The sequence below is a fragment of the Stenotrophomonas sp. AR029 genome, assembly GCF_047520695.2.
GTDB lineage: Bacteria > Pseudomonadota > Gammaproteobacteria > Xanthomonadales > Xanthomonadaceae > Stenotrophomonas > Stenotrophomonas sepilia.
Window position 1 is genome coordinate 912,245 of sequence record NZ_JAXBQQ020000002.1, and the last position, 20,223, is coordinate 932,467.

Below are 20,223 nucleotides of genomic sequence, written 5' to 3' on the forward strand. Positions count from 1 at the left end.
ATCAGCGCCGCCTGCGCCGCAGCTTCATCCGCAATCGCCGATAGCCGATCACCGTCGCCGTGGCACACAGTGCGGTGCCAGCAGCGCTCAGCAGCAGCAGCACCGCCAGCCGGGTACCTTCCTGGCGCAGCATCGCCGGCAGGTCCCAGCTGTGCAGGAAGTAGAACAACCAGCGCCCCACCCGCTCGCGATGCCCCATCGTCAGCAACGGATCGCCGGTCGCCAGATCGAGATAGACGCGCGTCGCCTCGGCATCACCGAAGTCCACCACGGCCACCGGGAAGCGGCGCACTGCTGCGCCGTTCATGGCTTCCGGTGCACGCGGATAGAAGTAGGCATCCGCTGTCTGCTGCACCACGAAGCCCTGCATCGGCGCAGCGGACAGCGCACGCGCCTTCTGCTGCAGCCACGCGGCCGGCAGCAAGTGCGCAACCTGCAGATGCTCGTCGCTGCCGGACACGATGCGGGTCTCGCCCTGCCCGTCCAGCAGCACCGCGAACAGCTCACCACCGATGCGCCGCCACTGGATCTCAACTGGGCGGAAGCACTCAGCATCGGCCACCGCCAGAAGCTTCGCCGGATCGCCCAACGCGCCATCCACCGCCACAGCGCCGCCACGATAGCGCCCACCGTCGATCGCAGCATGCGTGCTGCTGAAGACACCCAATGGATTCATCGACATCAGGCCACTGAAGATCCAGGTGAACACGAAGGCCGCTGCCACCAGACCGATCAGATGGTGCCAGCGCATCCACGGCTCGACGTACGGTGTCTTCGCACCGGAACGATAGTGCCCACGGAAACGCCAGCGCCACACACCCACCACGATGCCGCTGACCGCCGCCAGCGTGCACAGTGCGGACAGCACGATCACCACCCACGTCCACACCGGGTCCACCGACTGCATGCGCAGGAAATACAACCAGTGCAGCCAGGCGCCCACATAGTTCCAGCGCTGCTGCACATGCGGCGCGTCCAGCACCACTTCGCCGGTACGCGAGGACACGTACAGGTCGCCCGGCTGCGCGCCGCCCACCTCGACGCGATAGAGCGGTCGATGCACATCCAATGCGCGCGAATGCGTCCAGCGGTCCTCCTCCACGCGCATCGCACCCACAAAGGCCGGGCCTCCGGCGAACTGTGCAGCGGATGCTTCGGCGCGCTGTGCCGACACCGGCAGCAGGGCCTGGCCGGTCACGGCAGACCAGGCGCCCACGTTGCTGCCACTTCGCACCACATACGCCGGCTCGCCACGCAGCGTGGTCAATGCCACAGCCTCCGGCTCGGCCTGCACGGCGGCAGGCAGTACAGACAGCCCCTGCAGGTCGCGGGCCTCACCCAGCACCGGCAACGCCGCCAGCCGCTCGCCGGGCGTCAGCTTCGGGTAACCAATGAACAGCATCACCATGCCGCTGACGAACCACAGCAGCATCAGCAGGCATCCGCCGATGCCCAGCCAGCGATGCACCAGGTAGGTCCAGCGCCTGGCGTTGGAACGCAACGTCATCGCCAGCGCCCTCAGAAGCGATGGTCGACGGTGAATTCGACGCGCCGGTCCGCCCCCAGCAGCCACTGGGTGCTGGTGTAGTACGCGGTGGCGTAGTACGCCTTGTCGAACACGTTGAACAGCCGGGCGGATAGCCGCGTGCGCGGTGCCGCCTGCCAGGTCAACGCCAGGTCGGTGGTACTGTAGCCGGGCAGCTCCAGCGTGTTGGCGTTATCGGCGTAGCGCTTGCCGACGTAGCGCACGCCACCCGCCGCACTCCAGTCCGGTGCGAATTGCCAGCTGAGCCACGCACTGGCCAGGCGCTCGGCTACGTTCGGCGGCACGTTGCCATCACGCGATACCAGCACCGCCGGCGAACCCGTGGTTTCCAGGAAGTCCGCGAATTCGGCCTTCAGCACCGTCGCGTTGGCATCCAGCGTCCAGTGCGGCGCGACATTCCAGGTCAACGACGCTTCAATACCGCGCGAGGTCTGCGCGCCCACCTGCACGCGGCGATCCGGCAACAGCGGATCGCGGCTGAGCAGGCCGGTCTTGCGGATCCGGTACGCCGCCAGCGTCCACTCGCCACCGTCGAACGCCTGCTTCAGGCCCACCTCGATCTGCCGCCCATTGGCCAGATCGAACGCTCCATTGGCGGGGCTGATCATCAGCAGTCCACTGACCGGATCTGCCGCCTGCGAGTACTGCGCATACAGGCTCAGCGTCGGCTGCAGCGCAAATACCGTGCCGGCGCGCCAGCCGGTGCTGCTGTAGGTTTTCGAGAACGCATTCTGGCCGCTGATCAGATCGGTGCGATCAATGCGCGCGCGGTCGTGGCGCAGCCCACCCAGCACCGACCAGCGCTCGCTCAGCGCCAACCGGTCTTCCACGAACAGCGCGTACTGCTCGGCGGCGTTGCGATAGCGCGGCAGGTTCGGCGCGTCGCTGGCAAACTGGCCCGGCACCGGATGGAACGGATCGACCGGGCCCGAGCTGCCGGCATAGGTGTTGTTGGTGTGCTTGAAGTGCGCGCGGTTGACATCCATCCCCACCGCGACACTGTTGGACAGACCGCCCACTTCACCCTGCACGCGCAGCGTCGAGGTCAGTCCGGTCTGGTCCTGGTTGTGGGTGATCTCGGTATTGCCAGATCGATCGATCAAGCCGGTAGCGCGGTTGTAGACATAGGCCTCGGCATTGCGCCAATCGCGCTGGCTGTCGATCTGGTAGAGGCGCGTGCGCCATTCCACGTTCGCGTTCGGTGTCCACAGCGCATCAAGCTGGGTCCAGCGGTCGCGATAACGGATCTCGCTGTCGTCCACGTTGTAGTTGCGATGGCGCAGCGCTTCCAACTGGCGTCCCTCCACCAGCGGCGTGCCGAAGTAGCGCATCGGCTTCTGATGGCCCTGCGCGTGGGTCAAGGTCAGCTGCAGGTCGGTGCGCGGCTGCCACAGCAGCGCGCCGGAGAAGGTGGCATCGCCGTTGCGTCCCCGATCGACCCAGCCACCGCTGTAGTTGCCGCTCACATCCAGCCGGTAGGCCAGCTCGGGCGTCAGCGCGCCACCACTGCCGAAGCCCAGCCGCGCGGTGTCCTCGCTGCCCGCTGTCACACTGATCTCGTTTTCGATGGCACCGCGCGAGGGCTTCTTCGGCACGATGTTGATCACCCCGCCGATCGCACCGTCGCCATGGATCACCGAGGCCGGTCCGCGCAGTACTTCGATGCGCTCGATCGACCAGGTATCGAACGGGAAGGTGATGCCCACGCCGCCGTACTGGCGCAGCCCGTCGTACAGCCGCATCACCGAGGCGCCATCGGTGAAGCCACGGCTGGACAGCGCACTCAGGCCGTTGCCCGGGTGCGGCATCGCACTGATCGCACCTGCCCGGCTGATCGCATCGTTGAGGTTGCTGTCGCCGCGCTGTTCCAGCTGTTCGCGCGAAATCACCGTCAGGCTGGCCGGCGTCTGCAGCACGCTCAGGCCCAGCGCAGAGCCTGCGCTGGCGGTGGATGACAGCTCGCCGCTGCGGGTATCGATCACGCGTACGGTCTCCAGCGTGGTCGGGGGTGCCGCGTCGGCAGCAAGGGCAGAGACGGAGTGCAGCAGCAGCGCGCAGGCGACAGACAGCGCCGCCCGGCGCAGGCGTGCGGAGTTGGGGTTCGTTTTCATTTTTCCACGGCATGCAAGGCCACCCCGCAATGGCAGGGCAGCAATGAGAAAAGGACAAGCACGCGCGTGCGGGCACCGGCCGTAGCCGGCAACCTCATGGGAAAACGATCAATGCAACGCGCGTGCGGCTCAGACGGCCATCAAGGCCGGCGGCCCACGCGCTCCCAATGTGCCGCTGATCCGTTGCGGCAACGTCTGCACCGCACCGCGCAGTGCGCGGCACACCGGTGCCATCGGCGCCAACAGCAGCAATGCCGCCACCAACAGGGTGATCAACCGCGCTGCAATCAGGCAGTAATCGCAGTCCACGCCCATCTCATGATCGGCATGTGGATCGACAGCCGGCTTCGGCGTCGATTCGTCGTGCGGCATCGCCATCGCGTGATGGTCATGGTGCCCTTCCATCACGTGCTGCGCGTGCTGGGAATGATCCATCGCCGCCACCGGCACCGCCGCGGCCACGTGCCCGTGCGCCAGCCAGCGGCTCACCAGCGGGGCGAGCAGCACCAGCAGCATGGCAAGCCAAGCCAGGGCCTGGAACCGGCGGTGGAGGACAGAATGACGCACCCGGCCATTCTACGGGCCTGTGTCCAACCTTGGACCCCGTTCAGGGTTTACCCCCTGCGACACGGTGACGCAGGGCTGCCCTCCCCCGCGCACGCCCTCCATTCAGTAGATCCACGCCACGCATGGATGTTTTTCGCCCATCAACTCACGTACTGCGCCACGCCATTGCCGAACGACCAGTTCTCCTTCTTCACTTCCACCAGATTGATGAACACGTCCTCACGGCGGATGCCCACTGCCGCATGCAGGCCCTCGGCAATGCCCAGGTACAACGCCTTCTTCTGCTCCAGCGTGCGCCCTTCGTTCCAGGTGATCTGGATGCAGATGAAATCGTCGGTACGGTCCACGCCCAGGTAGCCGGGGTCGTAGATCAGCGTGCCGGGCGCGTGTTCCTGGAAGATCTGGAAGCGGTCGTTTTCCGGTACCCCCACCGCGCGCATGGCCTGGTAGATGGTTTCACCGACACGTTGCAGGTAGTCGGCGGATTTGCCTTTGCGAAGATCGATGCGGGCTAGCGGCATGGCGGGGCTCCAGCGTGGATGGGCACGGCAATGGGCTGAGACTACGCCTGCCCGGGGCGATGGGACAGCGCAGGGGTGGAACCCTCTGCCTTCACCCGTGGCACATCCCCGCCCGCGCGCGCTGGGTGACGTGATTGACATGGTAGCGCCGCACAGGAGTCGTCATATGCACGGTCGGCATGGGCGGCGATATGCGCCATCAGTGATGGGCTGCACAGCGGGCGGGTGCCGCAGGGCACAGAACGGTGAACGCTTGGTGCGCCTGCACTCAGTTGAGAACTTTCCTTACAGACCACTGTGATTGTGCGATCCGATGATCTCCGGGCCTAGGCAGATGCCTAGGCCGGGATTGGCGTCTCGAAAAAGCAAACCGAACGGATAGGTTGCGCAGCAGTGCGTAGCCGCAAGAATGCACCAACTGCCCTCAATGGCGGGCGGTGCGTGGGGATCACTGGATCCGCCGGGTGATTTTTCACTCCGTTGTGTTTGCCCCGGCACGCCAACCCGCACCGTCCGCCACCTTCACTCTGGAAGGTGGCTCCACGCCAGTGAGGGTTTCGCCGTGACCAACCGCACCGCCGTCCATCCCCGCCTGTTCGCCCTGATCGGCGACATCGCCGCCGACGTACCCGAGGACCTCGCACGCGAGATCGAATGCGCCTTGCACGAACAGAATCTGCCCGTGCAGTCGCCTGCGTTCTTCACTTGCCTCAATGCCATCAACCATGCCGACGGCGATGACGGGCAACCGTGCAACAACCTCAACCTCGGTGCCAGCATTCACGCTTCATTGCGCCGCTCGCTATCTGGGCTCAGCGCATTGCTCGATCTGCTGCAAGCCGCCGACCGTGCGCGCAACGAAGGCGGCCCGGACGAACAGTTGGGCGCCTTCCATATCGACGGACTGATCGTGGCCGCGCGACAACTGGTACGCGAGGCGCATCACTGCCTCTCCGGCGGCGACGCCTGACCCGCCCGGATACGCTCCCGCTACAATCGCGCAGGGAACGCAGGAGACCGCAATGGACGCCGAACACCTGGAGTACTTCAAGGCCGCGCTGGAAGGCCGCGCAACCGTGGGTTGGAACGTATGGTTTGCCGCCAACCAGCACGCGCTGGCACAACAGCTGAGCCGTCCTGCACTGCTGCGCTTGAAGTTCAGCAAACTGGATGAAGCCGAACGCCTGCTCGCCGAGGCCGGCATCGTGCCCAGCAGTACGGCGGGTAAACGCTACGAGATGTACTGCGCCCAGTTCTCGGCGGACGTGGTGGATGCGAACGGTCGCCCACTGCCGGCCCTCTGGCGCGCGGCGCACGGCGGTGCCATCGGCCTGCTGGCCGAGGGTGAGCAGGAGGCCGGCCAGGCGAAGCTGCTCGCCGAGTTCCGCCGCGTCCGCAAGCGCGGGCTGCAGCAGGCCCACGAATGGTTGGCCGATCTGTGCTTTGAAGGCGAGATGGAACTGACCAGCGGCAATGCCGAGGTGGGCCGTAGTCTGTTGGCGGTGGTGGTGCAGGCGGGCAACGGCCATGACCTGTTGGATGCCACGGCGATGATCGCGAAGTGTCTTTTAGCAAATCACGACTGACATCGGCAACGCTAGCATTCAATTATGACCTTCGAACGGCAGTCAATGCCGGCGGGCGTCGTGGTCAGATGGGAAAACCACTTCAGAAAACAGACTCCTGTGCAGCCGGAATCATTAACAGCACTCACCAACATTCGAGAAAATCCCCCAAACGCCCCTAGCTCAGCAAAATTCTCAAGATTCACAAGCCCCTCAATTTTCACAATAATTTATAGCTCAACATAAATAGCAATAGGATCTACAATTATTTCATTTTCAAGCCGCCCAGTAAAGGTTGACTCCACCCCAATCAAACTCGAAATCAAATTCATTAGCGCCCCCTTGATACCATCCACACCCACAGCCCCTTCAGAGGCTCCAGCCCCTCCTTTATACTGCGTCACAATCCCAAAAAGCGTGAACTCAACCTCCGTTCTTCTTGAGTACTTCCGGACCAATAAATCTTCAGATTCACGCAAGAACAACCTATTTAGATTAGATGAAAAAATATTCTCACCCACATTCATCTGAATCTCCAATTGATCTTGAAATCCATACTCAAGAAGCAACGCCAAATCATCAAGGAATTTCTTGTCCTGATAAAGCCCCGAATTTTTGGCAATTCTATCCACATTCATCAGCGACTTTAGCTCGGCTTGCAGCTTAGGCCCACCCTTACCCGCCCGTCTGAGTTCACCAAGCTGCCTATCTGCAGCAGAAATTTCTTCGAAGTTGGTTACGTGGGCCATAGCCCGCCCAACATCATTAAAATTTCCTAGAGTTTTCTTGATTGAATTGATGTCATTGAAAACCACACGAGATGAAACCTTAGCGAAGGATCGACCATCAAAGTCAACATCGCTGGCCGAAGCAGAAACAATAGAAACAGCAGAATCGTCAATCAACCTTTTCTCAAAGATCGAAAAAGAATAATCATTAAGAAACTTTTTCTCAGTCCTTCTATCACCACTTCTCAGGATATCACCCAGCACCCTCCCACTCCCCACAGGCCCCTTCTGATCTTCAGACTCGCTCTTCTCCGAGAATGATTCATTCAAAACATACTCAGTTACACCCTCGAACAACTGAGACGACAAGGAATACATCTTATCCTCATCAAGATATATGAAATTTCTAATCACGCATCTTCCTCCCCTTATATTCAAGGTAGTATTTTTTTCTAGTTGTATAGATCGACCACAAGGAAACTACCAGCCCAGAAATCGAGAAAACTATGGACGCAATCACTACCAGTAAAGTCATATACGCCCCTCCTCCACGACAGCCTCGGCCTTAGAAATCCGATCATAGACGGAATAACTGATCAAGAATGAGACCATCGAAAGAATTAAAGTGCACATATTCATGGCAGCGCCATCAATTAGCCCTCCGCCAATTACATTCAACGCAAATAGAACGCTATACAAAGCTATGAATGCAATTGAAGTTCCATTTTGAATGGTCTTCCATTCCCTATCCACTCCTGAAAAATGCTCAATCTCGTTTATGTTTGAGATATGCAACACCAATCCAAATGCCACAAAATCGGAGGACGATATGAGAGCAACACTTCCCGGAGAGGTGACACTCCAGACCATCAACCTAGACAATACCGGAATGAGGCCAACAAGCACCGTATATATCAGCCACTTAACTTTCTTTCCCTTCATTCATCCCCCGCGCGGAATTGCAAGATGAGCGAACTCTAGAACGAGTACGGCTATCCAACAATCAGGAATCCATGAGCTCCTGAGCATGATTGTACAAATGCTCACAATTTTTCGCGCAACAAAAAAGCCCCCATCGCTGGAGGCTTCTTTCGTTCTGCAACATGGTGGGCGGTACAGGGATCGAACCTGTGACCCTTGCCGTGTGAAGGCAATGCTCTACCGCTGAGCTAACCGCCCGGTGTGTTGCTGAGCCGCTCATTATAGGGGCTTTTCAGAGGCCGTCAACAGTTTTTCACATTCGTGTTCACGGGCGTTTCGAGGGCCGCCGCCGGGCATGGCTCGACGCTACCTCACATCGTATGGGTCGGCTTGTCCGAGCCGGTCAGGCCGGCCAGCAGAGTCTCGATCTTGTGGCGCACGCCCTCGCCTTCGGCACCGTCGGCCAGCTGCACGCCGATGCCAGCGGTGCGGTTGCCCTGCGCGCCGGCCGGGGTCACCCAGATCACCTTGCCGGCCACCGGCAGGCGCTCGCTGGAATCGGGCAGCGTCAGCAGCAGGAACACCTCGTCGCCCAGGAAGTAGCGCTTGGGCGTGGGCACGAAGATGCCGCCATTCTTCACGAACGGCATGTACGCGCTGTACAGCGCGGCTTTGTCCTTCACGGCCAGGGACAGGATGCCCTGGCGGGCGTTGCTGGCACTCATCGATTTCCCCTTGCGGCAGGCCGCTCGTTCACCTTGTTCCAGGCCAGCAGCAACTCGACCACCGCAAGGTCTGCACGCACCGTGGTACGCAGCAGGTCGCGGGTGCGGTTGGCCGCATCGAACCAGGCTGCAAGCTTGTGCAATCGCTCCGGCGTGGTCAAGGCATCGGTGCTGGCCTGGGCCAGCGCCAGGTCGGCGGCAAAGCGCAGGCGCAGCGCCGCGTTGTCATCGCCGCACCACTTCTGCGCCAGCTCCACCGCGCCGGTCTTGCCGGCGGCCAGCTGCTCCAGCTCACGGCCAACTTCGCGGCGCAGGCTCAGGCCATCTTCGCGCAGCCAGTTGTCGGCCTGCCCGGGATGGCCGCGTGCCGCATCCAGCGCTTCACGCGCCGACGCCTCGCTGTGCCCCTGCTGCTGCAGCCAGGCCAGTGCCTCGTGCTGCGGCGGCAGCTTGAATTCCAGGCGCTGGCAGCGGCTGCGGATGGTCTGCGGCAGGCGCGCCGGGTCGCTGCTGATCAGCCACAGGTAACGGCCGGGCTGCGGCTCTTCCAGGGTCTTCAGCAGTGCATTGGCGGCCGAGCGGTTGATCGCATCGGCCGGGTCGACGATCACAACCTGCGCGACGCCGTATTGCGGGGTCAGCGCCAGCTTGTCGGTGATCTCGCGCACCTGCTCGATGACGATCTCGGTGCGCAGCTTGTCGCCGCTCTTGTTCGGAATGAAGCTGACCAGCTGCAGGTCCGGATGCGTACCCGCCGCGATCAGCTGGCGCGTGCGCGTGGCGTGGGCTGCATCGCCCTGCGCCAGCACATGGTCGGCCAGCGCCAGCGCGACCTCGCGCTTGCCCAGCCCGGCCGGACCGCAGATCAGCAGGCCATGACCGAGCCGACCGGCGTCGAGCGCGGCCACCGTCTGTTCGAACGCGCGCTGCTGCCAGGGCGAAAACGTGCTCATGCGCCCTCCCCGTCCTGCAGCCAGCGCTCGACACGCGCAACCACGTTGGCGGCCACGCGCGCCTGCTCCTGGCCCGCATCAATCAACGCGAAGCGCTGCGGGTCCTGCTGTGCGCGGCTGCGGAACACTTCGCGCACGCGCTGGAAGAAATCGTCCTGCTCGCTCTCGATGCGATCCGGCCACAGGTCGCGGCCGTTGGCGCGCGCGCGGCCCACTGCCACATCCACGTCCAGCAACAGCGTCAGGCCGGGAAGCAGGCCCACCGCGCGGCGCTCCAGGTCGGCAATCCACTGCGGGTCGAGGCCACGGCCACCGCCCTGATAGGCGTAGCTGGAATCGGTGAAGCGATCGCTCAGCACATAGGCGCCGCGCTGCAGCGCCGGCCGGATCACCTGGCGCACATGCTGCGCGCGTGCGGCGAACACCAGCAGCAACTCGGCTTCGGCGCTGAGTGGCTCGGCAGCGATCTCGGCATCGGGTTTCAGCACCAGGCCGCGGATGCGCTCGGCCAGTGGCGTGCCGCCCGGTTCACGGGTCAGCACCACCTCGTGGCCGTGGCTGCGCAGGCACTCACGGATGGCATTGATGGCGGTGGTCTTGCCCGCGCCCTCGCCGCCTTCCAGGCTGACGAAACGCGGGTGGCGAAGCAGCGCGGGACTCATTGCGCCGGGGTCTCCTGGGTACGTTGCTGGCGCAGCTGTTGCAGGTAGCGCGCCACGGCGGCGTTGTGCTGGTCCAGGCTGGGCGAGAACACGTGCGCGCCGCTGCCATCGCCGACGGCGACGAAGTACAGCGCGTCGCCCGCCGCGGGTTGCGCGGCCGCCATCAGCGCGTCACGGCTGGGCATGGCGATCGGGGTCGGGGTCAGGCCGGCACGGGTATAGGTGTTGTAGGGCGTATCGGTGGTCAGGTCGCGGCGGCGGATGTTGCCGTCATACGCGGCACCGAGGCCGTAGATCACGGTCGGGTCGGTCTGCAGGCGCATGCCGATCTTCAGGCGACGCATGAACACGCCGGCAATCTGCGGGCGCTCGCTGGCCAATGCGGTTTCCTTCTCGATGATCGAGGCCAGCGTCAGCAGTTCGTAGGGCGTGTTGATCGGCAGGTCCGGCGCGCGGCTTTCCCAGGCTTCATCCAGCGCCTTTTCCATCGCGGCGTGCGCGCGCTTGAGCACGTCCAGATCGCTGTCGCCGCGCTGGTAGACGTAGGTCTCCGGCAGGAAGCGGCCTTCCGGATGCTGGCCACCGAAGCCGAGGCGCTGCATCAGCGCGGCGTCATCAAGATTGTCGGTGGTGTGCAGCAGCGGCTCGGCGCGCTTGAGCGCGGCACGCAGCTGGCGGATGTTCCAGCCCTCGACAATCGTGACGCGGTGCTGCAGCACCTTGCCGGCACGCATGCGCAACAGCAGCTCGCGCGGGGTCAGCTCGCCGCTGAGCGCGTACTCGCCCACCTTCAGCTTGCCGGCGGCATCGAGCTGGCGCGCCAGCAGTTGCCACTGGGTGTCCTGGCCCTCGTCCACGCCGGCATCGCGTAGCTTGCGCAGCACGCTGTTCATGCCATCGCCGCTGGCGATGACCACGCTTTCGGCGGTGGGGGTGATCGGGGCATCGGCGAAGCGGGTCTGCTGGTAGAAGAACCACGCGCCCGCGCCGGCCACGACAGCGGCCAGCACCACCACCAGCGTTACCACGAACAGACACCCGCGCTTGGCTCCCGCCATGGACTACCTCTGAACTCGATTCCGTCGTGCAGGATACCGTGCCGGTGGATTGGGGTCATGACCGGGGTGGCGTCGCCGTGCCGACCAACGGTCGGCACCCACCACAATCCATGCCTGGCGCGGCGATCAGTAGATCCACGCCATGCGTGGATGAATGGCCATGGAGGACTCCGTGCCGACCAACGGTCGGCACCCACCGTGGGGGAATGGCGTTGCCGGCCAGCGCCCGGCACTACCCCTGCTGGCAGAGCGCGCGCAGCAGGCCGCGGGCCTTGGCGCGGGTCTCGTCCAGTTCCTTGTCCGGGTCCGAATCGACCACGATGCCGGCGCCGGTGCGGAAGCTCACCTCGTGGCCATCCACTTCGGCGGTACGGATCAGGATGTTCAGGTCCAGGTCGCCATCGCGGTTCAGCCAGCCGAACGCGCCGGTGTAGGCACCGCGCGGCACCTGCTCCAGTTCGCTGATGATCTGCATGCATCGCACCTTGGGGCAGCCGGTGATGGTGCCACCCGGGAACGTGGCGGCGATCACCTCGCCGGGCGTGACCTCCGGGCGCAGGTGGCCGCTGACATTGCTGACGATGTGGTGCACATGGGCGTAGCTCTCCACCGTCATCAACTCATCGACCACCACGGTGCCGGGCAGGCAGATGCGGCCCAGGTCGTTGCGTTCCAGGTCGATCAGCATCACGTGCTCAGCACGCTCCTTGGGGTGGCCGACCAGCTCCCGGATGCGCGCGGCATCATCGTCCCCCTCGAAGCGCGGACGCGTGCCGGCAATGGGACGCGTCTGCGCGTGGCCGGCATGCACCGACACCAGCCGCTCCGGCGAGGAACTGACCACATGGCGACCGTGCGCGCTGAACAGGCCGGCGAACGGTGCCGGGTTGGCACGACGCAGCTGCGCGTACAGCGCCTGCGGCTGGACCGGCGCAGCGAACTGCGCGCTCCAGCGCCGCGACAGGTTCACCTGGAACACATCGCCGGCACGCAGGTAGTCGATCACCCGGCGCACGCCGTCGGTGAAGCGCTGTGGCGCATCCTCGCCCACCGACTGCGGCGGCTGCCAGCCCTGCCCGGCCTCCGGCAGTGCCTGCGACGCCATGGTCACCAGCGCCTCCAGCAGGGCCTGCTCACCGGCTTCGGCGATGACGAAGCTGGCGTCGTTCTGGTGGTCGTGCAGCACCGCAGCCGGGCAGCGCAGCGCCAGCGCGGTCGGGCGGCCGTCCTCGCGCGCGCGCGCCGGCAGCACCGGTTCAATCTGGCTGGCCACTTCGTAATCGAGCATCAACGCCCAGCCGCCACGGAACGGCAGGCTGTGGCTGCCGTCGTGCGGCAGGCGTTCGTGCTGCCAGGCACGGTCCAGCACCTGCAGGAAGCTGCCGGCGTGTACCGCGTCGTGCTGGTCGCGCACCTGGCCATCGGCATCCAGCCGCAGGCAGTCGCCCTGCGCGGCCAGCAGCAGGCTCCAGCGGCCCTGGGCGGTGCCCGAGGCGGTGGATTCCATCAGCAGCGGGAAGCGTGCCGGGTCATGATGCTGCAGGGCCAGCAGATCGATCGGGTGCGGCAGCGGGTGGATCAGCGGTGCGTGGGTCATGATGGCCAGTTCAGGGATTCAGATGCACGGAAGCCGCCTTGCGGCGGCCTCCTCGTGCGTAATGCACGTTCAGTCGAGCATGGCCCGACGCTACAACCCGGTCAGACGCGCTTGAAGATCAGCGTGCCGTTGGTGCCGCCGAAGCCGAAGCCATTGGACATCACCACGTCAACCTTGGCCTGGCGTGCTTCGTTGGGCACGTAGTCCAGGTCGCAGCCTTCGCCCGGCTGCTGCAGGTTGATGGTCGGCGGAATGACGTTGTCCTGCAGCGCCATCACCGAGAAGATCGCTTCCACGCCGCCGGCCGCGCCCAGCAGGTGGCCGGTCATCGACTTGGTGGAGCTGACCATCATCTTGTAGGCGTGGTCGCCGAAGGCGGTCTTCATCGCCATGGTCTCGCCCAGGTCGCCCAGCGGCGTGGAGGTGCCGTGCGCGTTGAGGTAGCCGACCTGTTCCGGGGTCACACCAGCGTCCTTCATGGCCATGACCATGCAGCGGGCGGCGCCTTCGCCGTTCTCGCTCGGGGCGGTCATGTGGTACGCGTCGGAGCTGGCACCGAAACCGGCCAGTTCGCAGTAGATCTTCGCGCCGCGTGCCTTGGCGTGCTCGTACTCTTCCAGGATCAGGATGCCGGCGCCGTCGCCCAGCACGAAGCCGTCACGGTCCTTGTCCCACGGGCGCGAGGCCTGTTCCGGAGCGTCGTTGCGGGTGCTCATGGCCTTCATCGCGCAGAAGCCACCCAGGGCGGTCGGCGACGAGCCACGCTCGGCACCACCGACCACCATCACGTCGGCGTCGCCGTACTGGATCATGCGCATCGCGGTGCCGATCGAGTGGTTCGAGGTCGCGCACGCCGACACCGCCGAGAACGACGGGCCCTTCAGGCCGGTGATGATGCTCAGCTGGCCCGGCAGCATGTTGATGATGGTCTTGGGCACGTAGAAGGGCGAGATCTTCTTGCCCTCGTGGAACTCGATGGTCTGCTCTTCGATGCCGAGCAGGCCGCCGATGCCGGCGCCGACAATGGCGCCGATGCGCTCGGCATTGGCGTCGGTGATCTCCAGGCCCGAGTCGTGCAGGGCCATGAACGAGGCACCGAGGCCGTAATGGATGAACGGGTCCATCTTCTTGGCATCCTTGCCGCTGACCCGGTACTTGCCGAACAGTTCGTTGTCGGCGGTGATGTCAAAGCCCTTGACCTCACCTGCAATCTTGGTGGTGAACCGGTCCAGGTAGGCATCAGAAACGTTGGTCAGCGGACCGATGCCCGAACGACCCTGGGTGATGCCTTCCCAGCTGCTGGCCAGATCATTGCCCAACGGCGAGACGATACCCAGGCCGGTTACGACGACGCGACGCTTCATTGCTGATTCTCCTGACCCGAAGGTTCAATCGGGTAACACGGTTTGCTTCGGTGTGATGCTCAAACACACGGGGCCGCAACTGCGGCCCCATGGGGTGCGGTGCGCGGCGAGCGGAGACCCGCGCGCACTGCCGTCTGACATCAGGCCTTGACGTGGGCCGTGATGTAGTCGATGGCGGCCTGCACGGTGCTGATCTTCTCGGCTTCTTCGTCCGGGATCTCGCACTCGAATTCTTCTTCCAGGGCCATCACCAACTCGACGGTGTCCAGCGAGTCAGCGCCCAGGTCATCGACGAACGATGCGCTGTTGGTGACTTCATCTTCCTTGACGCCAAGCTGTTCGACGACGATTTTCTTGACGCGTTCTTCGATGGTGCTCATGGGATCTCGCTCCAGATGGAGTTGTGGTTCAAAAGTGGTCGCCATCAAGGGCGATGGCCGTGGGATAGTGTAGTGGAAACCGGCGCGGCCTTGCATTGCAGCAAAAACCTCCGCAGATCAACCACTTGCGGCGCAATCCCTGCGCCCCTTGCTTACGGCATGTACATGCCGCCGTTCACATGGAGGGTTTCGCCGGTGATGTAACCGGCAGCCGGGCTGGCCAGGAACGCCACCGCATGGGCGATGTCCTCCGGCGAACCCAGGCGTTCGAGGGCGATGTCGTTGATCAGCGCGGTACGCGCTTCTTCCGGCAACGCCTTGGTCATGTCGGTGTCGATGAAGCCGGGTGCGACAACATTGACGGTGACGCCGCGCGAGCCGATTTCCTTGGCCAGCGACTTGCTGAAGCCGATGATGCCGGCCTTGGCGGCCGCGTAGTTGGCCTGCCCGGCATTGCCGGTCACGCCCACCACCGATGCGATGTTGATGATGCGGCCCTTGCGCGCCTTCATCATGCCGCGCATCACCGCCTTGCTGGTGCGGAACACGCTGGTCAGGTTGGTGTCGATGATCGACGCCCAGTCCTCGTCCTTCATGCGCATCAGCAGGTTGTCGCGGGTGATGCCGGCATTGTTGACCAGGATCGAGATCGGGCCGAATTCCTTGGCGATGCCATCGAGCACGCTGTCCAGCGCAGCGGCGTCGGTGACGTTCAGCGCGCGGCCGTGACCGCCGTGGGCGGCCAGGCGCTCACCGATCGCGGCGGCGCCGGATTCGGTGGTGGCGGTGCCGATGACGGTGGCGCCCTGGGCGGCCAGCAGATCGGCGATGGCGGCACCAATGCCACGGCTGGCACCGGTGACCAGTGCGATTTCACCCTGCAGGGGCTTGCTCATGTTGTTTTCCTCAGACGGGAGCGGCCGCCGCACCGTGCCGCTTGCAGCGGCCACCGGTACGGTCGGCAGGAAACAGGGAAGGTCAGGCCGACCATGCCTCGCGGGCGGCTTCAAAGTCGCCCGGCGTGGCCAGAGGACGGCCGTCGATGGCCTTGTCGATGCGCTTGACCAGGCCGGTCAGCACCTTGCCTGGGCCGCACTCGGCGATCTGGGTGATGCCACGGGCGGCCAGCGCCTGCACGCAACCGGTCCACTGCACCGGCTGGTACAGCTGCTGGACCAGCGCGGTGCGGATGGCGTCCACGCCGTCGTGCACCTGGGCATCGACGTTCTGCACCACCGGCAGCTGCGGCGCCTGCCAGGACAGGCCAGCCATCACTTCGGCCAAGCGGTTGGCGGCTTCGCGCATCAACGGGGTGTGCGAGGGTACGCTGACGGCCAGCTTGACCGCCTTGCGCACGCCCTTCTCGGCCAACAGCGCCAGCGCACGGTCGACCGCGTCGGCGTCGCCACCGATCACGATCTGGCCCGGCGAATTGAAGTTGGCCGGCACCACCACCTGGCTGCCTGCGGCTTCGGCGCAGACATCCAGCACCAGCTGGTCTTCGGCACCGAGCACGGCGGCCATGGCACCGACACCGGCCGGTGCCGCTTCCTGCATCAGCTGGCCACGCAGGCGCACCAGGTGCGCGCCGTCATGCAGGCTCAGCGCGCCGGCGGCAACCAGGGCGGTGTACTCGCCCAGACTGTGGCCGGACAGCACCGACGGGCGCGGACCGCCCACGGCGTTCCAGGCGCGCCACACACCAATGCTTGCGGCCAACAGGGCCGGCTGGGTGTATTCGGTACGGTTGAGCATTTCTTCCGGGCCACCCTGGGACAGCGCCCACAGGTCGACGCCAGCACCATCGGATGCCTCGGTGAAGGCTTCACGCACCTGCGGGTGCAGTTCGGCCAGCTCGGCCACCATGCCCACAGACTGCGAGCCCTGGCCGGGGAAGACAAAAGCGAGGGTGGATACGGTCACGCGGTCATCCGCTTGCTGCAATCGAAGCGGGCCATGATAAGGGGGAATCCGCTGTGTCGTCTGTACGTGCGCGTATGCAGGCGTATGGAGGGCGGCCGGGCAAGCGCAATGGGGTCAGATCCCTTTTCCGCAGGAAAAGGGATCTGACCCCGATCAGCCATCAGCAGAACAGCTGCAGCACGTCCAGATCGCCGTCGGCGAGGAAATCCACGCACAGGCCCACCAGCATCAGCACGCCAGCAGTGCTGGCACCGTGGGTGATGAAGATCGAATGGGCCAGCGCGCGCGCTGAGCGGCCCAGCTTCATGCAGACCCTGGCCAGGCTGCGCAGGCGGCCACTGACCGCATGCACGTGCTCGCGCACCGGCGCCTGGACCTCGCCCATCGCCTCGGCCATCATCGCCTGCAGATGTTCGGGGCGATCAGCGTAGTACTTGGCCACGCCATAACCGAACATCAGCCAGTCGCGGGCCTGCGCTTCGGACAGGTCCATCACTTCCAGCGGATCTTCCTCGAAATCGATGAAGCCGACCTGCTGCCCATCCCAGGTGAGATTGCGCGGCAACGGCTGGCCGAAATAGGCGCCGCGCGCATGCGCTTGGGCAATGGCCTGCATCGCCGCCATCACCAGCCGATCACGACCGGCCTCATCCGCTTCACGCAGGCAGGTATTGAACGAGCTGCCGTTGTCGCCGATCACCAGCGCGGCATGGCCGGTGCCCAGCACGTCCGGCACGTTCACGCCTTGCGCCTGCAGCTCTGCAAGGCGGCGGGCCTCGGTTTCGCGCGCGGCGTCACCACCACGGTGCGGCGGCGGGCGCAGGGCATCGAGATGGAAACGGCGCGCAACAAAATTGAGCAGGCCCAGGGCCAGTGCTCGGCTTCCCTTGCCGTACTGCTTCAGCCAGGCACGTTGCCCTTCGATGACGATGGGCTCAACCATGACAGGTCCTCCTTAAACGCGTTACGGCCCCGGAGGGCCGTAACGACAAGACTTCACATTGTCGTAACTTGCACTATCAATAGCGCAGCAGGGCCGAACCCCACGTGAAGCCACCGCCGAAGGCTTCCAGCAACAGCAGCTGGCCGCGCTCGACCCTGCCCGACCGCACGGCGGCATCGAGCGCCAGCGGCACTGAACCGGAAGAGGTGTTGCCATGCTTGTCGACGGTCACCACGACCTGGTCCATCGACATGTCCAGGCGCTTGGCGGTGGCTTCGATGATGCGCAGGTTGGCCTGGTGCGGAATCAGCCAATCCAGGTCGGACTTGTCCAGGCCGTTGGCGGCCAGGGTCTCGTCCACGACCGAGTCCAGCGCCTTGACGGCGTACTTGAACACGTCGTTGCCCTTCATGTTGATGGTGCCACCACCGTTGGCGCCGTCCTTGAAACCGCTCGAGACGCCAACCGGGTTCCACAGCAGTTCCTTCTTGCTGCCATCGGCATGCAGGTGGGTGCTGAGGATGCCGGTTTCTTCGTCGGCCTTGAGCACGACGGCGCCGGCGCCATCACCGAACAGCACGCAGGTGGTGCGATCGTTCCAGTCGACCATGCGGGTCAATGTTTCGGTGCCGATCACCAGCACGTGCTTGCAGTCGCCGGAGCGGATGAACTTGTCGGCCACGCCCAGCGCGAACACGAAGCCGGAACAGGCTGCGTTGACGTCGAAGGCGGGGCACCCGGCCACACCGAGCTTGGCCTGGATCAGGCACGCGGTGGACGGGAAAATAAGGTCAGGGGTGGTCGTACCGACCACGATCATGTCGAGCTGCGAGGCATCGATGCCTGCGGCTTCAAGCGCGCGCAGAGCGGCGTTGTAGCCAAGGTCGCTGGTGGTTTCGCCTTCGGCCGCGATGTGCCGTTCACGAATTCCGGTGCGCGACTGGATCCACTCATCCGAGGTTTCGACCATTTTTTCCAGGTCGGCGTTGGTCAGGACTTTCTCCGGCAAATAGCTACCGGTGCCCGCGATCCTCGAATAGATCCGCTTGCTCATCATGTTTCCTGTTGCGCGGGCCGCCGATCACCGGCACGCCCGGGAAAGAAGGCAAAGGCCGCTGCCCGGAGGCAGCGGCCTTCCCGGCACATCAATCTTCTTCGACGGCCGAGGTCTTGGTCTGGATGACCTTCTTGCCGCGGTAGAAACCATCGGCAGTGATGTGGTGACGCAGATGCACTTCGCCGGTGGTCGGGTCGGTCGACAGCTGCTTGGCGCTCAGGGCGTCATGCGAACGGCGCTGGCCGCGGCGGGACGGGGTAACACGGGATTTCTGGACAGCCATGGGATTGCTCCAAACTCGGTTCGTTTTGCTTCGTCGTTTCGTCGCACAGGACGCCAGCGCCCAGCACACTTTTCGCTTTCGCCGCAGCCGCCGACGACAACCGGCTGCTATTGTTTCTTCAATGCCGCCAACGCCGCAAACGGGTTGGCCTTCTTTGTTTCTTCTTCGCTCGGTGCCCAGTCCTGATCGACTGCCTCACCGTCGGGCGACAGCGGCACCACAGGCACCGCCAGCACCAACTCGTCCTCGACCAGGTCCAGCGGACGCAGCTGGCCGTCTTCCGGCACCAGCAACGCCTCGTATTCCTCCGGCAGGGACGATTCCTCGTCCTCGTCGCGGATCAGGCCAAGCCTCTGGGTCACCTTCACCGGCAACAGGAATCGCTGCATGCTGCGCTGACAGGTCAGCGGCAACGCGGTGTCGATGGTCAGTTCCACATAGGATACCCGCAAGACGTCGTCGCGACCGAATTCAAGCGAGTAGACACACTCGCCGTCGGTATCTGCGACCAACCCCTGCAGGCGGGTCAATTCAGCCAGGGAGACCTGACCGTCGAAGCGCCTTCGCGCTACAACCATCCGCCAGGCATCCAGCGTTTCGGGCACGTTCGCGGACATAAGCCGCTGAATACTAAGGATCGCACCGCCTGCTGTCAAATGCCCGCCATACAGGACTTGCTGCTGGCGTTGCCGGCGGGCCAGACTGCCGCACCCTGCCCCGGTATTCTCGCATGTCACTGGTCCTGGCCTCCACCTCCCGCTACCGTCGCGAACTGCTGCAACGGCTGGGCCTGCCCTTCGACTGCGCACGCCCGGAGGTGGATGAAACGCCGTTGAACGGCGAGGGGCCGCTGGCCTTGGCCACGCGCCTGGCCGCCGCCAAGGCGGCCAATGTCGCCGCGCGCCATCCGGGTGCCTGGGTGATCGGCTCGGACCAGGTGGCCGACCTGAACGGCCAGCCGCTGGGCAAGCCTGGCACGGTCGAGGCGGCCTGTGCGCAGCTGGTGGCGATGTCCGGGCAGACGGTACGCTTTCACACGGCAATCAGTCTCAGACGGGATGGAGAATCCCTCGCCGCCCTGGATCTGACCGAAGTGCACTTCCGCGCGCTGGACTCGCAGGAGATCGCCCGCTACGTCGCCACCGAGCAGCCACTGGACTGCGCCGGCAGCTTCAAGTGCGAGGGCCTGGGCATCAGCCTGTTCGAGGCGATCGACAACCGCGACCCGACCGCGCTGGTCGGCCTGCCACTGATCGCGCTGTGCGGCCTGCTGCGCAGCGCCGGATTCGCGGTGCCGTGAACGGTAGAGCCGAGCCCAT

General features: G+C 64.4%; 22 protein-coding genes and 1 tRNA gene. 3 read left to right on the forward strand and 20 right to left on the reverse strand.

All coding sequences use genetic code 11. The features are described 5' to 3' along the window. Position 1: 1 nt before the first annotated feature. From ACM0PB_RS10790 to ACM0PB_RS10805, 4 genes are all read right to left on the reverse strand, one after another. Entirely contained in the window at positions 2-1,507 is a 1,506-nt protein-coding gene (locus tag ACM0PB_RS10790) for a PepSY domain-containing protein (protein ID WP_414604487.1), read from the reverse strand. 11 nt (positions 1,508-1,518) lie between these two features. After that, complete coding sequence (locus ACM0PB_RS10795) at positions 1,519-3,657, reverse strand: TonB-dependent receptor (protein WP_322534800.1); 2,139 nt, start codon at positions 3,655-3,657, stop codon at positions 1,519-1,521. A 129-nt stretch (positions 3,658-3,786) separates the two neighbouring features. Next, positions 3,787-4,173: a DUF2946 family protein gene (locus ACM0PB_RS10800; protein ID WP_414603995.1), complete on the reverse strand. Its 387-nt coding sequence runs from the start codon at positions 4,171-4,173 to the stop codon at positions 3,787-3,789. Between the two features lie 191 nt (positions 4,174-4,364). Continuing rightward, positions 4,365-4,745: a tautomerase family protein gene (locus tag ACM0PB_RS10805; protein ID WP_180866944.1), complete on the reverse strand. Its 381-nt coding sequence runs from the start codon at positions 4,743-4,745 to the stop codon at positions 4,365-4,367. Between the two features lie 562 nt (positions 4,746-5,307). On the opposite strand from ACM0PB_RS10805, the gene ACM0PB_RS10810 reads away from it, so the two are divergent. Continuing rightward, on the forward strand, positions 5,308-5,715 hold the full coding sequence (locus ACM0PB_RS10810) for a hypothetical protein (RefSeq protein ID WP_322534803.1): 408 nt from the start codon (positions 5,308-5,310) through the stop codon (positions 5,713-5,715). 52 nt (positions 5,716-5,767) lie between these two features. Continuing rightward, positions 5,768-6,331, forward strand: coding sequence for a hypothetical protein (locus ACM0PB_RS10815; protein WP_322534804.1), 564 nt, complete (start codon positions 5,768-5,770; stop codon positions 6,329-6,331). Positions 6,332-6,540: 209 nt separating this feature from the next. Here the strand turns inward: ACM0PB_RS10815 and ACM0PB_RS10820 are convergent, their stop codons facing one another. The 16 genes from ACM0PB_RS10820 to ACM0PB_RS10895 all read right to left on the reverse strand — a co-directional run bounded on the left by ACM0PB_RS10820 (position 6,541) and on the right by ACM0PB_RS10895 (position 19,521). Next, a complete protein-coding gene (locus ACM0PB_RS10820; RefSeq protein ID WP_425524660.1) occupies positions 6,541-7,452 on the reverse strand; it encodes a DUF6414 family protein in 912 nt (303 codons plus the stop codon). Positions 7,453-7,569: 117 nt separating this feature from the next. Beyond that, positions 7,570-7,980: a hypothetical protein gene (locus tag ACM0PB_RS10825; protein WP_322534806.1), complete on the reverse strand. Its 411-nt coding sequence runs from the start codon at positions 7,978-7,980 to the stop codon at positions 7,570-7,572. 162 nt (positions 7,981-8,142) lie between these two features. Further along, a tRNA-Val gene (locus ACM0PB_RS10830) sits at positions 8,143-8,217 on the reverse strand. A 113-nt stretch (positions 8,218-8,330) separates the two neighbouring features. Then, positions 8,331-8,684, reverse strand: a complete 354-nt coding sequence (locus tag ACM0PB_RS10835) for a PilZ domain-containing protein (RefSeq protein WP_005412452.1) — start codon at positions 8,682-8,684, stop codon at positions 8,331-8,333. Then, on the reverse strand, positions 8,681-9,637 hold the full coding sequence (locus tag ACM0PB_RS10840) for a DNA polymerase III subunit delta' (protein WP_005415514.1): 957 nt from the start codon (positions 9,635-9,637) through the stop codon (positions 8,681-8,683). Before ACM0PB_RS10840 ends, ACM0PB_RS10835 begins: the two co-directional genes overlap by 4 nt. Then, complete coding sequence (tmk, locus tag ACM0PB_RS10845; RefSeq protein WP_005415513.1) at positions 9,634-10,299, reverse strand: dTMP kinase; 666 nt, start codon at positions 10,297-10,299, stop codon at positions 9,634-9,636. Before tmk ends, ACM0PB_RS10840 begins: the two co-directional genes overlap by 4 nt. Then, a complete protein-coding gene (gene mltG / locus ACM0PB_RS10850) occupies positions 10,296-11,357 on the reverse strand; it encodes an endolytic transglycosylase MltG (protein ID WP_005415512.1) in 1,062 nt (353 codons plus the stop codon). The genes tmk and mltG overlap by 4 nt, the downstream gene beginning before the upstream one ends. A 232-nt stretch (positions 11,358-11,589) precedes the next feature. Further along, positions 11,590-12,954 (reverse strand): aminodeoxychorismate synthase component I, encoded by a 1,365-nt coding sequence (locus tag ACM0PB_RS10855; protein ID WP_005415511.1) that lies wholly within the window; start codon positions 12,952-12,954, stop codon positions 11,590-11,592. Between the two features lie 101 nt (positions 12,955-13,055). Then, positions 13,056-14,318, reverse strand: coding sequence for a beta-ketoacyl-ACP synthase II (gene fabF, locus ACM0PB_RS10860; RefSeq protein ID WP_065177975.1), 1,263 nt, complete (start codon positions 14,316-14,318; stop codon positions 13,056-13,058). A 140-nt stretch (positions 14,319-14,458) separates the two neighbouring features. Next, on the reverse strand, positions 14,459-14,698 hold the full coding sequence (acpP, locus tag ACM0PB_RS10865) for an acyl carrier protein (RefSeq protein WP_061480516.1): 240 nt from the start codon (positions 14,696-14,698) through the stop codon (positions 14,459-14,461). A gap of 152 nt (positions 14,699-14,850) precedes the next feature. Next, positions 14,851-15,594: a 3-oxoacyl-ACP reductase FabG gene (gene fabG, locus ACM0PB_RS10870; protein ID WP_005408312.1), complete on the reverse strand. Its 744-nt coding sequence runs from the start codon at positions 15,592-15,594 to the stop codon at positions 14,851-14,853. An 82-nt stretch (positions 15,595-15,676) separates the two neighbouring features. Beyond that, the gene (fabD, locus tag ACM0PB_RS10875) at positions 15,677-16,621 is read right to left on the reverse strand and encodes an ACP S-malonyltransferase (protein WP_005415507.1); all 945 of its coding nucleotides are present in this window, start codon (positions 16,619-16,621) and stop codon (positions 15,677-15,679) included. Between the two features lie 160 nt (positions 16,622-16,781). After that, the gene (locus ACM0PB_RS10880; RefSeq protein ID WP_053499577.1) at positions 16,782-17,564 is read right to left on the reverse strand and encodes a BUD32 family EKC/KEOPS complex subunit; all 783 of its coding nucleotides are present in this window, start codon (positions 17,562-17,564) and stop codon (positions 16,782-16,784) included. Between the two features lie 76 nt (positions 17,565-17,640). Next, positions 17,641-18,618: a beta-ketoacyl-ACP synthase III gene (locus ACM0PB_RS10885; protein ID WP_014036188.1), complete on the reverse strand. Its 978-nt coding sequence runs from the start codon at positions 18,616-18,618 to the stop codon at positions 17,641-17,643. Positions 18,619-18,709: 91 nt separating this feature from the next. Further along, the gene (gene rpmF, locus ACM0PB_RS10890) at positions 18,710-18,904 is read right to left on the reverse strand and encodes a 50S ribosomal protein L32 (RefSeq protein ID WP_005408308.1); all 195 of its coding nucleotides are present in this window, start codon (positions 18,902-18,904) and stop codon (positions 18,710-18,712) included. 107 nt (positions 18,905-19,011) lie between these two features. Then, positions 19,012-19,521 (reverse strand): YceD family protein, encoded by a 510-nt coding sequence (locus ACM0PB_RS10895; protein WP_005415504.1) that lies wholly within the window; start codon positions 19,519-19,521, stop codon positions 19,012-19,014. 113 nt (positions 19,522-19,634) lie between these two features. Between ACM0PB_RS10895 and ACM0PB_RS10900 the strand changes: the two genes are divergently transcribed. Next, positions 19,635-20,204 (forward strand): Maf family protein, encoded by a 570-nt coding sequence (locus ACM0PB_RS10900; RefSeq protein ID WP_414604488.1) that lies wholly within the window; start codon positions 19,635-19,637, stop codon positions 20,202-20,204. Positions 20,205-20,223: the final 19 nt, after the last annotated feature.

What these genes read in the sequence shown, in the direction of transcription:
- ACM0PB_RS10790 (WP_414604487.1), bottom strand. Translation starts at nt 1,507, where the DNA reads ATGACGTTGCGTTCCAACGCCAGGCGCTGGACCTACCTGGTGCATCGC.
- ACM0PB_RS10795 (WP_322534800.1), bottom strand. Translation starts at nt 3,657, where the DNA reads ATGAAAACGAACCCCAACTCCGCACGCCTGCGCCGGGCGGCGCTGTCT.
- ACM0PB_RS10800 (WP_414603995.1), bottom strand. Translation starts at nt 4,173, where the DNA reads ATGCTGCTGGTGCTGCTCGCCCCGCTGGTGAGCCGCTGGCTGGCGCAC.
- ACM0PB_RS10805 (WP_180866944.1), bottom strand. Translation starts at nt 4,745, where the DNA reads ATGCCGCTAGCCCGCATCGATCTTCGCAAAGGCAAATCCGCCGACTAC.
- ACM0PB_RS10815 (WP_322534804.1), top strand. Translation starts at nt 5,768, where the DNA reads ATGGACGCCGAACACCTGGAGTACTTCAAGGCCGCGCTGGAAGGCCGC.
- ACM0PB_RS10825 (WP_322534806.1), bottom strand. Translation starts at nt 7,980, where the DNA reads ATGAAGGGAAAGAAAGTTAAGTGGCTGATATATACGGTGCTTGTTGGC.
- ACM0PB_RS10835 (WP_005412452.1), bottom strand. Translation starts at nt 8,684, where the DNA reads ATGAGTGCCAGCAACGCCCGCCAGGGCATCCTGTCCCTGGCCGTGAAG.
- ACM0PB_RS10840 (WP_005415514.1), bottom strand. Translation starts at nt 9,637, where the DNA reads ATGAGCACGTTTTCGCCCTGGCAGCAGCGCGCGTTCGAACAGACGGTG.
- tmk (WP_005415513.1), bottom strand. Translation starts at nt 10,299, where the DNA reads ATGAGTCCCGCGCTGCTTCGCCACCCGCGTTTCGTCAGCCTGGAAGGC.
- mltG (WP_005415512.1), bottom strand. Translation starts at nt 11,357, where the DNA reads ATGGCGGGAGCCAAGCGCGGGTGTCTGTTCGTGGTAACGCTGGTGGTG.
- ACM0PB_RS10855 (WP_005415511.1), bottom strand. Translation starts at nt 12,954, where the DNA reads ATGACCCACGCACCGCTGATCCACCCGCTGCCGCACCCGATCGATCTG.
- fabF (WP_065177975.1), bottom strand. Translation starts at nt 14,318, where the DNA reads ATGAAGCGTCGCGTCGTCGTAACCGGCCTGGGTATCGTCTCGCCGTTG.
- acpP (WP_061480516.1), bottom strand. Translation starts at nt 14,698, where the DNA reads ATGAGCACCATCGAAGAACGCGTCAAGAAAATCGTCGTCGAACAGCTT.
- fabG (WP_005408312.1), bottom strand. Translation starts at nt 15,594, where the DNA reads ATGAGCAAGCCCCTGCAGGGTGAAATCGCACTGGTCACCGGTGCCAGC.
- ACM0PB_RS10880 (WP_053499577.1), bottom strand. Translation starts at nt 17,564, where the DNA reads ATGGTTGAGCCCATCGTCATCGAAGGGCAACGTGCCTGGCTGAAGCAG.
- ACM0PB_RS10885 (WP_014036188.1), bottom strand. Translation starts at nt 18,618, where the DNA reads ATGAGCAAGCGGATCTATTCGAGGATCGCGGGCACCGGTAGCTATTTG.
- rpmF (WP_005408308.1), bottom strand. Translation starts at nt 18,904, where the DNA reads ATGGCTGTCCAGAAATCCCGTGTTACCCCGTCCCGCCGCGGCCAGCGC.
- ACM0PB_RS10895 (WP_005415504.1), bottom strand. Translation starts at nt 19,521, where the DNA reads ATGTCCGCGAACGTGCCCGAAACGCTGGATGCCTGGCGGATGGTTGTA.
- ACM0PB_RS10900 (WP_414604488.1), top strand. Translation starts at nt 19,635, where the DNA reads ATGTCACTGGTCCTGGCCTCCACCTCCCGCTACCGTCGCGAACTGCTG.